This is a genomic window from Streptomyces sp. SID10853 (assembly GCF_010548145.1).
Lineage (GTDB): Bacteria > Actinomycetota > Actinomycetes > Streptomycetales > Streptomycetaceae > Streptomyces.
Genome location: NZ_JAAGLN010000172.1, coordinates 1 through 15,077 on the forward strand (window position 1 = coordinate 1; position 15,077 = coordinate 15,077).

At 71.3% G+C, this 15,077-nt stretch carries 14 protein-coding genes; 1 reads left to right on the top strand and 13 read right to left on the bottom strand.

Annotation, left to right across the window (positions count from 1 at the left end; all coding sequences use genetic code 11):
• The 8 genes from G3I19_RS26070 to G3I19_RS26105 form a co-directional block, all read right to left on the bottom strand.
• Positions 1-517: thiamine pyrophosphate-binding protein (locus tag G3I19_RS26070; RefSeq protein ID WP_275402780.1), on the bottom strand; the 517-nt coding region annotated here is incomplete at its 3' end.
• Positions 518-527: 10 nt separating this feature from the next.
• Entirely contained in the window at positions 528-1,316 is a 789-nt protein-coding gene (locus G3I19_RS26075) for an SDR family oxidoreductase (protein WP_164266150.1), read from the bottom strand.
• 17 nt (positions 1,317-1,333) lie between these two features.
• Positions 1,334-2,074 carry an SDR family oxidoreductase gene (locus G3I19_RS26080; RefSeq protein ID WP_164266151.1) on the bottom strand — a complete coding sequence of 247 codons (741 nt, stop codon included), beginning with the start codon at positions 2,072-2,074 and terminating at the stop codon, positions 1,334-1,336.
• Positions 2,074-2,595, bottom strand: coding sequence for a cupin domain-containing protein (locus G3I19_RS26085; RefSeq protein ID WP_164266152.1), 522 nt, complete (start codon positions 2,593-2,595; stop codon positions 2,074-2,076). Before G3I19_RS26085 ends, G3I19_RS26080 begins: the two co-directional genes overlap by 1 nt.
• Before the next feature lie 38 nt (positions 2,596-2,633).
• A complete protein-coding gene (locus tag G3I19_RS26090) occupies positions 2,634-3,428 on the bottom strand; it encodes an alpha/beta hydrolase (protein ID WP_164266153.1) in 795 nt (264 codons plus the stop codon).
• The gene (locus tag G3I19_RS26095) at positions 3,425-4,213 is read right to left on the bottom strand and encodes an aspartate dehydrogenase domain-containing protein (protein WP_164266154.1); all 789 of its coding nucleotides are present in this window, start codon (positions 4,211-4,213) and stop codon (positions 3,425-3,427) included. Before G3I19_RS26095 ends, G3I19_RS26090 begins: the two co-directional genes overlap by 4 nt.
• A complete protein-coding gene (locus tag G3I19_RS26100; RefSeq protein ID WP_164266155.1) occupies positions 4,210-5,160 on the bottom strand; it encodes a VOC family protein in 951 nt (316 codons plus the stop codon). Before G3I19_RS26100 ends, G3I19_RS26095 begins: the two co-directional genes overlap by 4 nt.
• A gap of 122 nt (positions 5,161-5,282) precedes the next feature.
• Positions 5,283-6,785, bottom strand: a complete 1,503-nt coding sequence (locus tag G3I19_RS26105) for an aldehyde dehydrogenase (RefSeq protein ID WP_164266156.1) — start codon at positions 6,783-6,785, stop codon at positions 5,283-5,285.
• Positions 6,786-7,061: 276 nt separating this feature from the next.
• Between G3I19_RS26105 and G3I19_RS26110 the strand changes: the two genes are divergently transcribed.
• On the top strand, positions 7,062-8,474 hold the full coding sequence (locus G3I19_RS26110; RefSeq protein ID WP_164266157.1) for an MFS transporter: 1,413 nt from the start codon (positions 7,062-7,064) through the stop codon (positions 8,472-8,474).
• A gap of 22 nt (positions 8,475-8,496) precedes the next feature.
• Here G3I19_RS26110 and G3I19_RS26115 read toward each other — a convergent pair whose 3' ends face one another.
• The 5 genes from G3I19_RS26115 to G3I19_RS26135 form a co-directional block, all read right to left on the bottom strand.
• Complete coding sequence (locus G3I19_RS26115) at positions 8,497-9,555, bottom strand: LLM class flavin-dependent oxidoreductase (RefSeq protein WP_164266158.1); 1,059 nt, start codon at positions 9,553-9,555, stop codon at positions 8,497-8,499.
• Between the two features lie 99 nt (positions 9,556-9,654).
• Complete coding sequence (locus tag G3I19_RS26120; RefSeq protein ID WP_164266159.1) at positions 9,655-11,262, bottom strand: glycerol-3-phosphate dehydrogenase/oxidase; 1,608 nt, start codon at positions 11,260-11,262, stop codon at positions 9,655-9,657.
• 5 nt (positions 11,263-11,267) lie between these two features.
• Positions 11,268-12,797, bottom strand: a complete 1,530-nt coding sequence (gene glpK / locus G3I19_RS26125) for a glycerol kinase GlpK (protein WP_164266160.1) — start codon at positions 12,795-12,797, stop codon at positions 11,268-11,270.
• Positions 12,798-12,857: 60 nt separating this feature from the next.
• On the bottom strand, positions 12,858-13,634 hold the full coding sequence (locus G3I19_RS26130) for an MIP/aquaporin family protein (protein ID WP_164266161.1): 777 nt from the start codon (positions 13,632-13,634) through the stop codon (positions 12,858-12,860).
• A gap of 261 nt (positions 13,635-13,895) precedes the next feature.
• Positions 13,896-14,660 (bottom strand): IclR family transcriptional regulator, encoded by a 765-nt coding sequence (locus G3I19_RS26135; protein ID WP_164266162.1) that lies wholly within the window; start codon positions 14,658-14,660, stop codon positions 13,896-13,898.
• Positions 14,661-15,077 lie beyond the last annotated feature (417 nt).

Genomic DNA, 15,077 nt, shown 5'->3' on the forward strand with positions numbered 1-15,077 from the left:
CGGTCTGCGCCGCGTACTGCAGATCCACCGGCCACTCGACGCTGCCGGGCCCGCCGGGGGCGGTGAGCGCGGCCAGGGCCGCCTCGCGCAGCAGCCGGCCCGCGTCGTCGGCCGATGTGACCGTCGCGGCGTACGCGGAGACCGCGCGCAACATCGCGAGCTGGTCCTTGGTCTCGTGGATGAAGCCGCGCCCGCCGCCCAGATAGGCGCTGTCGATCTGGCCGGTGACGTGCAGGACCGCCGTGCCGGCGCTGAGTGACTCGATGAGCGAGCCGGCCGCGTTGCCCGCGCCGGTGCCGGTGGAGGTGAGGGCGCAGCCGATCGAGCCGCGGGCCCTGCCGTAGGCGTCGGCCGCGCTGACGGCGGTGGCCTCGTGCCGTACGGGTACGAAGCGGAGGTCCCGGTCGACGGCCTCGACCAGCGGCAGATTGTGCACGCTCACGATGCCGAAGACGGTGTCGATACCGAGTTCGCGCAGGACGGCGACGAGGAGATCGCCCCCGGTGGTGTATCGCATGGTGGTCTCCTCAGAGGATGGAGCGGCCGACGCCGCCGCAGACGTCGATGGCGGTGCCGGTGATGTACGAGGCGCGAGGCGAGAGCAGGGCGATGACCGCGTAGGCGACCTCGTCGGCGCGGCCCAGCCGGCCGAGCGAGACACCGCGGTCGGCGGCCAGCTCCGCCTGCCACTGCTCGTACGGCTGCGAGGTGCCGGACGCCGCGTGGCGGCGGGTCCACTGCCCGGTGTCGACCAGCCCCAGGCAGACCGAGTTGACCCGGATGCCGTCCGGGGCCAGCTCCTGCGAGAGGGACTTGGAGAGGTTGAGGATCCCGGCGCGGGCCGCGCTGGTGGTGATGAGCCGGGGTTCGGGCTGCTTGGCGAGTACGGCGTTGATGTTGACGACGGATGCGGCCGGCGAGGCCCGCAGCAGGGCGAGCCCCGCCTGGAGCGGGTTGAGTACGCCGGCGAACTTCAGCTCCAGTTCGTCCCGCCAGTCGTCCGCGGTGCTCTCGGCGAGGTTCTTCATCCGGGACTGGCCGGCGTTGTTCACGAGCCCGTCCAGTGCGCCGAAGTGCTCCGCGGTCCGCTCGGTGAAGCGGCGGACCGCCTCGGCGTCCCGGACGTCGCACACTCCGGTGAGCAGCCGGTCGGCGCCCGCGCCGAGACCCGCGGCCGCCGCGGCCAGCCGGTCCGCGTCGCGGCCGCAGGTGGCGACGTTGGCGCCTTCGTCGAGCAGGGCGCGGACCGTGGCCAGGCCGACGCCCGAGCTGCCGCCGGTGACCAGTACGGTGCGGTCGGCGAGGCCCAGATCCATATCAGTTGCTCCGAGGGTCAGTTCATGGTGAAGCCGCCGTTGACGGCGATCACCTGTCCGGTGAGATAGCGGGACTCGGCGCCCAGCAGGAACGAGACGAGCCCCAGCAGGTCGTCGGGGCGCTGCGGGCGCGAGATGGCCCGGTTGGCGCGGTACAGCTCATGGCGCTCGGCGGGGACGGAATCGGTGGCCTCGCCCTCGGTGATGCCGGGCGCCACCGCGTTCACGGTGATGCCCCGGTCGCCGAGCTCCCGGGCCATCGCCCGGGTGAGCGCGATCACCGCGCCCTTGGAGGTGACGTAGTGGGCGAGCCGCACCGAGCCGTACAGCGCCGCGTCGGACGCGAGATGGACGATGCGCCCGCCGTCGCCGTGCGCGAGGAGCTGGGGCAGCAGCGCACGGGAGACCAGCCAGGGGGAGCGGGCGTTGACGGCCATCAGCCGGTCCCACTCCGCGACGGTGATGTCCTGGAACTCCTTGCCGCCCACCCCGTTGGCGAGCGCCGCGTTGTTGACGAGCCCGTGCAGCGGGCCCAGTGCGGCGACCGCCGAGGCGAGGGCGTCGACCGATGCGGGGTCCGCCACGTCGCACTGCACGAAGTGGGCGTCGAGCCCCTCGTCGCGCAGTGTCCTGGCCGCCGGATCCCCGCGTTCCGGGTCGAGTTCGGCGAGCACGGTGCGGAAGCCGTCCTGCCCCGCCCGGCGGGCCATGGCCAGTCCCAGGCCACGGCCCGCGCCGGTGATGACGACGGTGCGCATCAGTCGCGCGTCACGCCGTGCATCGGCGAGTGCTCGGGGTAGGTCGGGACCTGCGGCTTCTGTGTGCCGATGACGACGCAGAACAGCGCGTCGGTGTCGCCCTCGTTCTTCAGCGAACGCGCCACACCCGCCGGGACCACGATCATGTCGCGGTAGCCGAGCGTGCGGTACTCCGACTCGTTGTCGCCGCGGTGGATTCCGACGCGGACCTTGCCCTCCAGGACGAAGAACGCCTCCTCGACGTCGTGGTGGGTGTGCTCGGGGCCCTCGGCGCCGGGCGGCAGCAGCATGTTGGAGAAGGTGAAGCCGCCGGACGGCAGGATCCTGTTGTCGCCGTCGTGGTTGCCGGTGGCGCCGGAGCCGACGTAGCGGATCTGCGCCCGGCGGTACTGCTCACCGGCCTTGGCCTGGAAGGCCAGCGTGTCCCAGTCGGGCTCCCGGGAGTCCTTGGTGGCGATCAGCGAGTCCGTGTAGCCGGCGAGGTCGCCGCCGTTGTCGTACGCGGTGGTGGTGACGGGCATGGGGTGCTCCTTCTCGGTGGGGGTGCTGCTCGGGCGGGTCACTCGGGGATCCGCGCGGTGATACGGAGGTGGGAGAGGACCCAGGCGTTGAAGGCCCCGGGCTGCTCCTGGTTGGCCAGGTGACCGGCGTTCTTGACGATCACGTAGGCGGACTTGTGGAGGGAGCCGGCGATGAGCTGGCTCGCGTCGGGGCCGGTGACACGGTCCTGGTCGCCGCAGATGACCAGGGCGGGTGCGGTGATCCCGGCGAGTTCGGTACGGAGGTCGGCCGCGGCCATCGCCTCGGCCGCGTAGCCGTAACCGGGCAGCCGTACGGCGGCGGCCATGGTGTCGACGACCCGGCGCACCAGGTCCGGGGGCGCCGCAGGGGAGACGAGCCGCGGTCCGCGCTGCTCGGCGAAGGCGCGCGGCCCGGCATCCGCCAGCTCGGCCGCCCGTCCGCGCATCGCGGCCGCCTTCGCGGGATCGGTGCCCGACCCCGCGCTGGAGTCGGCGACGACGAGTGAGGCGACGAGTCCTGGGTGGCGGGCGGCCAGCCGCAGTGCGATGACCCCGCCCCAGGAGACGCCCAGCACATGGGCGCTGCCGCCGCGCTCCTCGATGAGCGCCGCTGCCGCGTCCGCGTAGCCGTCGAGCGTCAGCGGGCCGGGCGGGTCGGGCGACTCCGCGTAGCCGGGAGCGTCCCAGGCCACCACCCGCACATACGCGGAGAGTTCGGCGAGCTGCGGGGCGAAGGCGGCGGACGACGAGCCGATGCCGTGCAGACAGAGCAGCAGCGGCCCCTCGGTCCCGGCCTCCGTCACCCGCGGCCCTGCCACCGGTGCGGCCGTCACAGGATCTGCCCCGACCGCCCGGCGAGGGCCGCGATACTGCGCAGCACCGCGTACGGCACGATCCGGCTGGTGGCGGGGTTGTCCGGGTCGGGCAGGTGCGCGACCTCGAAGCGGTACGCGCCCGACGGGCCCTGGGCCTCGATCAGATGACGGGTGCGGTCGGCGCCCGGGTCGGCGATGACCCTCACCTGTACCGCGTCCATGTCGCCCACGGCGAGGGCCACCGAAGCGGCCACATTGGTCGACTTGGGGAACTTCACCGGGATGTCGCGTGCGGTGCCCGACATGACCTCGACAGGACCGGTCGCCGTCCGCATCCGGGTCAGCAGCTCCTCGTCCATCCAGGGCTGTTCCAGCGTCGAAGGAAGCTTGGTGGTGGTCAGCCGCACCTCGTGGAGGGGACCGAGACCACGGGCCGCCTGGAGCAGATCGAGTCCGCCGACGGCGCCCGCCGTGAAGTAGACCCGGCCGGGACCCGCGGCCAGCAGCCGTTTCGTCAGCTCCTCGTCGGTGAGCGCCCCGGCGGACGCGATCAGCAGATCGGTCCCGGACCGCAGGATGCGCTCGGCCCACTCCCGTACGACACCCTGGCCCGCGGCCTCCACGATCAGATCGCAGCGCTCCAGGGCCTCGTCGAAGGTCAGCTGCGGGGCGGGCGCGTCGCCGATCGCGCGGTTGTCGACCACACAGGTCAGCTCGGCCCCTTCGACTGCGCCGGCGGCGAGTGCGGTGCCCACGGTGCGGCCGATGGCGCCCCAGCCGACGAGTCCTACGCTGCGGGTCATGCCGGAACCTCCGCTGTGTCGTGGTGAGTTGCCGCCGTGCCGGTGAGCGGGCCGGGGTCCGGAGTGCCGGCCATGCGGCTGCGGATCTCCGCCGACGGCGGGCCCGCCGTCCCCCAGAGGTCGGACAGCTCGGGGGTACGCCGCCAGACCCGGGCGATCCAGGTGTCCTCGACGATCTGCGCGACGTCCGACGTGTACTCGCAGACCAGCCCGGCCGGGTCGGTGAAGTACGAGAAGGTGTTGTTGCCCGGACCGTGCCGGCCGGGGCCCCACTGCGGGACGATGCCGTGGTGGCGCAGGCGCCCGAGCCCGCGCATGAAGTGGTCGACCGAACTCATCTCGTACGCCACGTGGTTCAGCGACGCCCACTCGGCCTGGTTGAAGGCGATGCAGTGGTGGTCGGCGTTGCACCGCAGGAACGCCATCTGGTGCTCGGACCAGTCGGAGACCCGCAGGCCGAGCACGTCGCGGTAGAAGGCGACGGACGCGTCGATGTCGGCGGTGTTGAGCACGGTGTGGGTGACACCCACCGGCACCGAGCCGTCCCGGCCGCGCGGTGCGACCGCGTCGACCTCGGCGCTGATCTCGATCAGCCGCTGCTCGGGGTCGGTGAAGCGCAGTCCGTAGCCGCCGCCCACCTGGTCGAGCGGCCCCGGCCCGGCGGCCGGCGTGATCCCGCGGGCGAGCAGCCGCCGGGCGGCCTCGTCGACATCGGCCGGTGTCGCCACCGCGAAGGCGAGGCGGCCGAGGCCGGTGCGGTCGGCGCGGGTGAGCTGCAGGACGTGGTGCTCGGCGCCGGTGCCGCGCAGCCAGCGTGCGGCGGGGCCCGACTCCACGGTCTCCAGGCCCCAGACCTCCTGGTAGAAGTCGGCGGTCTCGGTGAAGGCGGGGGTGAACAGCTCGACGCTGCGCAGCGACCGCAGCCGGGCGATGGGGGGTTGGGGCATGACTGTCTCCAGACGGACTGATCCAGGAGCGGCTTCGCGGACAGGGCCTGTGCGGCGGCGGCCCAACGGGCGGTGGTTACGGGGCGGTGGCCCGCCGAGTGGCGGCCCACCGGGCGGGTGGTCTACAGGGCGGCCCAGGGGAGCGGGGTGTCCGAAGTGCCCCAGTACAGGGACTTCTGGCGCTGGTAGGCGCGGATGCCGTCGCGGCTCTTCTCCCGCCCGAGACCGCTGTCCTTGAGGCCGCCGAAGGGGGTGGCGATGCTGAACTGCTTGTACGTGTTGATCCAGACGGTGCCCGCGTCGACCCGGCGGGCGATCCGCCAGGCGGCCCGGTGGTCACGGGTCCAGATGCCGCAGGCCAGCCCGTACACCGAGGCGTTGGCCCGCCGGACGAGGTCGTCCTCGTCGTCGAAGGGCAGCGCGGCGAGCACCGGCCCGAAGATCTCCTCCTGGCAGGTGCGCGAGGAGTTGTCCAGGCCGTCGAGCACGGTCGGCAGATAGTAGGCGCCGTCCCGGTACGCGTCGCCCTGCGGTGCGGAGCCGCCGCAGAGCACCCGGGCCCCTTCCGCGCGGGCGAGATCGACCCGGGCCGCCACCGAGTCCCGGTGCCTGTGGTGCACCAGCGGGCCGACCTGGGTGTCCGGTGCGGTGCCGGGGCCGACCCGCAGCTTCCGGGTGCGCTCGACGAGTTCCCCGACGAAGGAGTCGTAGATGTCCCGCGCCACGAAGAGCCGCGAACCGGCGATGCAGGACTGTCCGCTGGAGGAGAAGACGCCGAACATGACACCGGCCAGGGCCTGTTCGATGTCGGCGTCGGCGAGCACGATCGTCGGCGACTTGCCGCCGAGCTCCAGCGAGACGGGCATGATCTTCTCTGCGGCGGCGTGCGCGATCGTCCGGCCGGTGTCCGTACCGCCGGTGAAGCTGACCTTCCCGGTGCGGGGATGGCGCACGATGGCGTCGCCCACGACACTGCCGCGCCCGGGGAGCACCGACAGCAGCCCGGCGGGCAGCGAGAGTTCGTCCAGCGCGCGGGTGATCAGACGGCCCAGCGCGAGTGAGACCAGCGGGGTCCACTCGGCGGGCTTCAGCAGGACCGCGTTGCCGCCGGCGAGTGCGGGCGCGAGCTTCTGCGCGTCGCTGGCCACCGGGGAGTTCCAGGGGTTGATCGCGCCGACGACGCCGATCGGTTCATAGGTGCTCATCGTGAGGTAGTCGCCGCGCGCCGGGGTGACCGCCTCCTCGGCGGTCTCCAGCGCGGCGGCCGTGTACCGGAAGGTTCCGGCCGCGCTGGCCACCAGGGCACGGGTCTCGGTGAGTGCCTTGCCGGTGTCGGCGGTCTGGAGCGCGGCGAGGTGCCCGGCGGCGTCCTCGGTGAGTTCGGCGATCCGGTGCAGCAGCCGGGCGCGCTGATGGGGGAGCAGTGCGCGCCAGACCGGGTCGGCGGCGGCGCGGGCCGCGCCTTCGGCGGCCTTGTCGACCTCCGCCACGGTCACGGCGTGCACGGTGGCGAGCACCCGGCCGGTGGCCGGATCGACGGTCTCGGCCGGGGCACCGGCGCCGCGGCGCCACACTCCGGCGACCAGCGCTTCGTCGGGTACTTCGGCAGCAGGGGACCGGGGCATACGGGAGCCTCCTGGCTGAACGGGGTTGGGTGGGAGCCGATGTGGCTGAGGGCTAGAAATCTAAGGGCTTAGATATCTCGGCGCAACCCCCAATTGTTTGGTGATTTACCTGTGCAGACCCTTGACGCCGTCCGGTGCGCAAGCGATACAACTTAAGCGCTAAGAAACTTTGGCCTAACGCGCTTCGTAACCCGGGCTGCGGACAACCCCCGTGGGACACCGCGTTCTTCTCGCCTCGCCCTCGCCCCTCAGCCGTGGAGTCGGAGGACCCTGCATATGACGATCGACGCTTCAGCGGACCGAGCGGTCCGGGCGGCTGTCGCCGCCCGTTTCGAACGGCTCCCGATGAGCCGCTGGCATGTCACCGTCCGGCTCATCGTGGGCGCCGTCACCTTCTTCGAGGCGTTCGACCAGCTCCTGATCGCGTACGCGATGCCCCAGCTGCGCCAGGAGTGGCACCTCACCGACTCCGCGTCCACCTGGCTGCTCACCGTCGGCTCGGTCGGGATGCTGATCGGCGCGGTGCTCTCCGGCCGGCTCGCCGACCGGATCGGCCGGGTCAAGGTCATCGCCCTGTGCGTGGCCGTCTCCAGCGTCGCCAACCTCGCCCTGGCCGCGACCCAGTCCTCCGGCTCCTTCATGGCGGTGCGCTTCGTCCAGGGGCTGGCCATCGGCGGCGAGGTCCCGGTGGCCGCCACCTTCATCGCGGAGATCACCCGCAGCCACCGGCGCGGGCGGTTCGTGCTGCTCTACGAGCTGGTCTTCCCGGCCGGACTCACCGTGGGCGCGCTGGTCGCCGCCTGGGTGGTGCCGCTGCTCGGCTGGCGCTGGATGTATGTGCTGGCCGCTGTGCCCGGCGTGCTGTGCGTCCTGGTGCAGCGTGCCGTACCCGAGTCGCCGCGCTGGCTCGCCGAACACGGCCGGGTCCAGGAGGCGGCCGATGTGATGACCAGGATCGAGACCGAGGTCCAGCGTGCCACCGGCCGGCCGCTGCCACCCGTGACCGACCTGCCCGCGGACGCGGCGGGCACGGCATCCGGAGCGGCCCCGGACGCGGTCCCGGAAGCCGGGGCGAGCGGTCTGCGCGGGCTGTTCACCGGCCGCTACCGCCGCCGCACCCTGGTGATCGGCGCCCTCTGGTTCACCGGCTACTTCGTCAACTACGGCATCACCTCCTGGCTGCCGACGATCTACCAGAACCGCTACGGCCTCTCGCTCTCCGACGCGCTCCTCTACTCGACCGTGACCGCCTGTGCGGGGCTCGCCGGCTGTCTGGCCGCCGCACTCACCGTGGACAGCGCCGGTCGCAGGCGCGTCATCACCGTCTGCCTCTCCGGGGCCGCCGTGATGCTCTTCGTCCTCGCGTACCTCGGCGCCAGGACACCGGCCCAGGTGCTGGTGTGGACCTCGCTCGCCGCGGTCTTCTTCTTCGGCTCCAACATCTGCCTCTACCTCTACACACCGGAACTCTTCCCGACCCGGATGCGCGCCCTCGGCAGCAGCATGGGCGGAGCGATGAACCGGCTCGGGGTGATCCTCGGCCCCGTCGTCGTCGGCATGGTGTACGCCGGAGGACATGTCTCCCCGGTGTTCGTGGTGCTGGGAGCGGTGGCACTGGCCGGGGCCGCCGTCGCGGTGCTCGGCGCCGAGGAGACCGCGGGGCGGCGCCTGGAGGAGGTCTCGCCCTGAGCCCCCTCCGGCCGGGGCGGCCTCACTCCCAGAGGTCCGACGGCGCCTCCTTGCGCACCACAGGGGCGATCTCCTCCGCGAACCGCTGCAGGGTCTCCAGCTGTTCCCCGCGGGCGAGCCCGAACCCGTCGACGCTGATGGACTGGAGATCGTGCCGGTAGACCTCGTGGTATCCGAGGATCTTGTCGATGATCTGCTGCGGGGACCCGATGAGCTGCGGTCCGCTCCCCATGGCGTCCTCGATGGTGCGGAAAGGGGTGTTGTATCCGGCCCGGCCCGCCAGCTGTGGCTTGAAGCTCTGCGCCACCTTCGCCTCGTACAGCTCCCTGAAGCGCTCCACCGCCTGCTGCGAGCTGTCCGCGATCAGCAGACCGCCCGACCCGGCGGCCACATGGGCCCGCGCCGGATCGTGACCGTACTCGGCGAACTTCTCCCGGTAGTGGGCGATCAGCTCCGCGTACGCCTCGCGCGGCTGGATGGCGTTGGCCGTGAAGAGCGGGTCACCGTGGCGGGCCGCCAGCTCGGGGGAGTTGAGGCTGGTCGCTGAGCCGTGCCAAATGCGCGGGAGGCCACGGTAAGGGCGCGGGAGGGTCGTCACCCCGTGCAGGGCGGGCCTGAACTCCCCCTCCCAGTCGACCTCCTCCTCACTCCACAGCCGGCGCAGCAGCTCGTACTTCTCCCGCTGCAGATCCCACTGCCGCTCCTCGTCGAGCCCGAAGAGGCCGAAGTGACCGGCCTCCGCGCCCTTGCCGATGACCAGCTCGACACGGCCGCGCGACAGCTGGTCGAGGGTCGCGTAGTCCTCGGCGACCCGGACCGGGTCGAGGATCGCCACGACCGTGACGCCGGTCAGCAGCCTGATCGTCGAGGTACGCGCCGCGATCGCGCCCAGCACCACCGTCGGACTCGACGACAGGAAGGGGCCCGCGTGCCGCTCGCCGACCGCGTACCCGTCGAACCCGAGCCGCTCGGCCGCCACGCCGGTGTCGACGACCTCCGCCAACCGGTCGGCGGCGGAGGGAAGTTCACCGGTCAGCGGGTGCGGGGCGTGGCTGATGAGGGAGAGCACTTGAAACTTCATGGTCCAACTCTGGGCGCCGGACATTGCGGCACTGTGGCAGCCGTGTGGCACGAATGAGGGGCGGCCCCGCGGGACCGCCCCTCACTCACCGCTGTGCGGCTACTTCTTGCCGAGTACGTCCTCGACCTTCGCCCGGACGTCGTCCGTGGCCAGGCCCCGGATGGTCAGCGTCGTACGGCGGCGCAGCACGTCGTCGGCCGTCTCGGCCCACTCGTGGTCGCGCGCGTAGACGACCTGCGCCCAGATCTCCGGGGCGTCCGGGTGGACGCGTTCGGCCAGCGCCGGGTCCTCGTTCGCGAGCCGCGCGATGTCGAAGGAGAGCGAACCGTAGTGGGTGGCCAGGTGGCGGGCGGTGTCCGCCCCCATGCCGGGCCCCTGCGTCCCGCCGTCCACAAGCAGCCGGTGCGCGACCGCGTGCGGGTTGGCTATGCCGGGCAGCGGCTGCTTCTTCGGCAGGTGCGAGATCGGCTCCATGTCGTCGCCGAGCGGGTGGCCGGGCAGCGCGGCCAGCTTGTTCATGACCGTACGGCCGATGTGCCGGAAGGTCGTCCACTTGCCGCCCGCCACCGACAGCATCCCGCCGCTTCCCTCGGTGACGACCGTCTCGCGCTTGGCCTTCGACGTGTCGCCGGGGCCGCCGGGCAGCACCCGGAGCCCGGCGAAGGAGTACGTGATCAGATCACGCGAGAGCTGCTGGTCCCGTACGGAGAAGGCGGCCTCGTCCAGGATCTGGGCGATGTCCTTCTCGGTGACCGACACATCGGCCGGGTCGCCCTCGTACTCCTCGTCGGTCGTACCGAGCAGCAGCTGGTCCTCCCACGGCAGGGCGAACGTGATGCGGTACTTGTCGATCGGCGTCGCCAGCGCGGCACGCCACGGGGCGGTCCGCCTGAGCACCAGGTGCGCGCCCTTGGAGAGCCGGATGGAGGGCGCCGCGTTCGGGTCCTCCAGCTTGCGCAGGTGGTCGACCCAGGGACCGGTGGCGTTCAGCACGAGCCGGGCACTGACGCCGAACTCGCTGCCGTCGAGACGGTCCTTGAGCTCCGCACCGGTCACCCGGCCCCGGGTGAAGCGCAGCCCGGTCACCTCGGCGTGGTTGAGCACGGTGGCACCGGACTCGACGGCGGCGCGCACCGTCATCAGGGCCATCCGGGAGTCGTTCATCTGGTCGTCGCCGTAGACCGCGACGGCCTTGAGGTTGTCGGTCCGCAGCTCGGGCACATCGCGCTGCGCCTTCGCCGGGGAGATGACATGGCCGACGCCGTCGCCGAAGGCGGAGAGCGCGGAGTAGGCGAAGACGCCCGCACCGAGCTTGGCCGCGCCGTGCGGGCCGCCCTTGTACACCGGCAGATAGAACGTCAGCGGGTTCGCCAGGTGCGGGGCCACGTCACGGGAGACGGCGCGGCGCTCGAAGTGGTTCTCGGCGACCAGCTTCACAGCCCCCGTCTGGAGGTAGCGGAGGCCGCCGTGCAGGAGCTTGGAGGACGCGGACGAGGTGGCGCCGGCGAAGTCGCCGGCGTCCACCAGGGCCACCCGCAGCCCGGACTGCGCGGCGTGCCAGGCGGTCGAGATGCCCAGGATTCCGCCGCCGATCACCAGGAGGTCGTACGTCGCCTTGGAAAGCTGCTCCCGAGTCTCGGCGCGGCTCGGAAGGGAGCCGGAGGCCGGGTGCGTCCCGAGGGCCGGGACGCTCTGCAGGGTGGTCATATTGGTTACTCCTCGTCTTCGAGCCAGCCCATGGTCCGCTGTACGGCCTTGAGCCAGTTCTTGTACTCGCGGTCACGGACGGCCGCGTCCATCCGGGGTGTCCACTCGGCGGCCCTGCGCCAGTTGGCACGCAGGGTGTCGGTGTCCGGCCAGAAGCCGACGGCGAGACCGGCGGCGTAGGCAGCGCCGAGGCAGGTCGTCTCGGCCACCATCGGGCGCACCACGGGTGCGTCCAGGAAGTCGGAGAGGGTCTGCATCAGCAGGTTGTTGGAGGTCATACCGCCGTCGACCTTGAGCGCGGTCAGCTCGACGCCGGAGTCCTTGGTCATGGCGTCGCTGATCTCACGCGTCTGCCAGGCCGTGGCCTCGAGCACGGCACGGGCGATGTGCGCCTTGGTGACGTAGCGGGTCAGACCGGCGATCACACCGCGCGCGTCGGGACGCCAGTACGGGGCGAACAGACCGGAGAAGGCCGGTACGAAGTACGCGCCGCCGTTGTCGTCGACCGACGAGGCCAGGGTCTCGACCTCGGCGGCACTGTTGATCATGCCCATCTGGTCACGCAGCCACTGGACGAGCGAACCGGTGACGGCGATCGACCCCTCGAGGGCGTACACCGGCTTCTGGTCGCCGATCTGGTAGCCGACGGTGGTCAGCAGGCCGTTGTACGAGTTGACGGGCGTGTCACCGGTGTTCATCAGCATGAAGGTGCCGGTGCCGTACGTCGACTTGGCCTCGCCCTCGGAGAAGCAGGTCTGGCCGAACAGCGCCGCCTGCTGGTCACCGAGCGCGGAGGCGACGGGGACGCCGGCCAGCACGCCCTCGCTGGTCGTGCCGTACACCTCGGAGGAGGAACGGATCTCCGGCAGCACGGCCGCCGGGATGCCGATGGAGGCGAGGATCTTCGGGTCCCACTCCATCCTGTGCAGGTTCATCAGCAGGGTGCGGGAGGCGTTGGTGACGTCCGTGACGTGGACGCCGCCGTTCACCCCGCCCGTGAGGTTCCAGATGACCCAGGAGTCCATGGTGCCGAAGAGGATGTCGCCGGCCTCGGCGCGCTCGCGCAGGCCCTCGACGTTGTCCAGCAGCCAGCGGATCTTCGGCCCGGCGAAGTACGACGCCAGCGGCAGGCCGGTCTCGCGGCGGAACCGGTCCTGGCCGACGTTGCGGCCGAGCTCGCGACAGAGCGCGTCGGTGCGGGTGTCCTGCCAGACGATGGCGTTGTGGACGGGCTCACCGGTGTTCTTGTCCCACATCAGCGTGGTCTCGCGCTGATTGGTGATGCCGATGGCCTTGACGTCGTCCGATGTGATGCCGGCCTTGCGGACGGCGCTCGCCACGACTTCCTGGACGTTGGTCCAGATCTCGGCGGCGTCGTGCTCGACCCAGCCCGGCTTGGGGAAGATCTGCTCGTGTTCCTTCTGGTCGACCGAGACGATCCGGCCGTCCCGGTCGAAGACGATGCAGCGGCTGGAGGTGGTGCCCTGGTCGATGGCCGCGATGAACGGCCCGGTGGTGTGAGCGTCAGTGGTCACGGTGTGCTCCGAAGGTCTGAAGGGTTGTCGTCGTTGCCGGGTGTCCGGATGCCGGGTGGCTCACGCGAAGGCGAGGTTGTACAGACCGCCTGCGAGAGCGCCGCCTATGAGCGGGCCCGCCACCGGTATCCACGCGTAGCTCCAGTCCGAGCTGCCCTTGTGGGGGAGGCGCAGCAGGGAGTGGACGATACGGGGGCCGAGGTCGCGGACCGGGTTGATGGCGTACCCGGTCGGACCGCCGAGCGACAGCCCGATGGAGACGACGACCAGCGAGGTGATCAGCGCGCCGAGGATGCTCAGGCCCTTGCCGTCGGCGCTCAGCCCCTGGGTCAGGATCGCCAGGACCAGGACCAGGGTGCCGATGATCTCGGTGGCCAGGTTCTGCGCGACGTTGCGGATTTCGGGCGCGGTGAAGAAGACACCGCCCACCGGGCCGGGGCCTGGCTCGTTCTTCGCGGGGCTCTTGTCCAGTGCCACGATCTCCGGGTCCTTGAGGTGGGCCTGGAAATGACCGTAGTACGCGACCCAGACGAGCGCAGCGCCGATCATGGCGCCGAGCAGCTGCGAGCCGAGATACAGCGGTACGTCGCTCCACGGGGTGTCGCCCTTGACGGCCAGCCCTATGGTCACCGCCGGGTTCAGGTGCGCGCCCGACACGCCGGTGGAGATGTAGGCGGCGGTCAGTACGGCGAAGCCCCAGCCGAACGTGACGGCCAGCCAGCCCGCGTCCTTGGCCTTGGAGCGCTTGAGGGTTACGGCGGCGCACACACCGGCGCCGAGCAGTACGAGTACGGCGGTCCCGATGGTCTCGCCGATGAAGATGTCGGAGCTGGACACCCGCGACTCCTTTGTCCTTCGTCCAGGGGAAGCCGGACACCGGTTTCCTCCGGTCGTCCGCGCCCTCAGGTGAGGGCGTTGCCGGCCCTTTGGCACTGTCACACCTTAACGCGTATTTCCGTTAAGTGTTCGACAATGCCGACCGATGAACGGCAGTTTTGTCCTGCGGTCGGTAAAGGTCAAGAGGCTGTGACGTGAAACTCGGTCGGGGTTCCCGCCGCGACCTCGGGGCGGCTCCGTGGGCGGGGCCGCCGAAGCGCCTCAGAAGCGGCCGGCGCCCAGATCACGGGAGACGGAGCGGGCGCAGTCGCGTACCGCAGCCACCAGCTCGGGGCGCAGCTCCCCGTCCACGCAGACCCGCTCGACCGCGCCGGTCACGGCGATCGCACCCAGCGGCATCCTGCGCCGGTCGTGGATGGGGGCGGCCACCGACGCCACGCCCTCCCAGGTCTCCTCGATGTCGGAGCCCCAGCCGCGCGCCCTGGTGAGATTCAGTACGGTCTCGAACTGCTCCAGGCCGCTGACCGTGCGGGGCGTGAAACTCTCCCGCTCGGTCTCCAGCGCCTCGCTGTGCGCCACCGGGTCGTACGCCGAGAGCACCTTGCCCAGCGCGCTGGAGTGCAGCGGCTGCATGGCCCCGACCTCCAGCACCTGGCGGCTGTCGTCCGGGCGGAAGACGTGGTGGACGATCAGTACGCCCCGCTGGTGCAGGACGCCCAGATAGACGCTCTCACCGCTGGAGCGGGCCAGGTCGTCGGTCCAGACGAGGGCGCGTGCCCGCAGTTCGTGGACGTCCAGATAGCTGTTGCCCAGGCGCAGCAGCTCGGCCCCCAGCTGATAGCGCCCGGACGCCGGGTCCTGCTCCACGAAACCCTCCTGCTGGAGGGTGCGCAGGATGCCGTGGGCGGTGCCCTTGGCCAGGTCGAGGGAGGAGGCGATGTCGGACAGGCCGAGCCGCCGCTCGCCGCCCGCGAGGAGCCTCAGCATCGCAGCCGCCCGCTCCAGGGACTGAATGTTCTTCGCCATTGCTGGGCCACCCTCCACACTGTTCGGCAATGCTGAACACTATCGGTCCATGTCGACCCAGTGTCACGCGGAGTGCGGCCGGGCGGTACCGGGCGTCTCCCCCCGGCCCGTGGCGACCGGGGCGTCCGCCTCCTGGGACGCCGACCCCGATCGGCACCGTCCCCGCTACCCTGGCCAGGTGCGCCATCCTGCCGGAAGGCGCAAAGCCGACAGCCGTCGCATCCCAGGGAGTACATTCCATGGCCTCGTCGCCGACCCCTTCCGCTGACAGCCGGACCCGAGCTGACGCCCTCCGTGAGGCACTCGCCACCCGTGTGGTGGTGGCCGATGGTGCGATGGGCACGATGTTGCAGGCGCAGGATCCCACTCTTGAGGATTTCCAGCAGTTGGAGGGCTGCAACGAGATCCTCAATGTGA

Coding starts and splice junctions, on each gene's coding strand:
- G3I19_RS26075 (WP_164266150.1), bottom strand. CDS start 1,316: ATGGATCTGGGCCTCGCCGACCGCACCGTACTGGTCACCGGCGGCAGC.
- G3I19_RS26135 (WP_164266162.1), bottom strand. CDS start 14,660: ATGGCGAAGAACATTCAGTCCCTGGAGCGGGCGGCTGCGATGCTGAGG.
- G3I19_RS26105 (WP_164266156.1), bottom strand. CDS start 6,785: ATGCCCCGGTCCCCTGCTGCCGAAGTACCCGACGAAGCGCTGGTCGCC.
- G3I19_RS26110 (WP_164266157.1), top strand. CDS start 7,062: ATGACGATCGACGCTTCAGCGGACCGAGCGGTCCGGGCGGCTGTCGCC.
- G3I19_RS26095 (WP_164266154.1), bottom strand. CDS start 4,213: ATGACCCGCAGCGTAGGACTCGTCGGCTGGGGCGCCATCGGCCGCACC.
- G3I19_RS26115 (WP_164266158.1), bottom strand. CDS start 9,555: ATGAAGTTTCAAGTGCTCTCCCTCATCAGCCACGCCCCGCACCCGCTG.
- G3I19_RS26085 (WP_164266152.1), bottom strand. CDS start 2,595: ATGCCCGTCACCACCACCGCGTACGACAACGGCGGCGACCTCGCCGGC.
- G3I19_RS26100 (WP_164266155.1), bottom strand. CDS start 5,160: ATGCCCCAACCCCCCATCGCCCGGCTGCGGTCGCTGCGCAGCGTCGAG.
- G3I19_RS26080 (WP_164266151.1), bottom strand. CDS start 2,074: ATGCGCACCGTCGTCATCACCGGCGCGGGCCGTGGCCTGGGACTGGCC.
- G3I19_RS26120 (WP_164266159.1), bottom strand. CDS start 11,262: ATGACCACCCTGCAGAGCGTCCCGGCCCTCGGGACGCACCCGGCCTCC.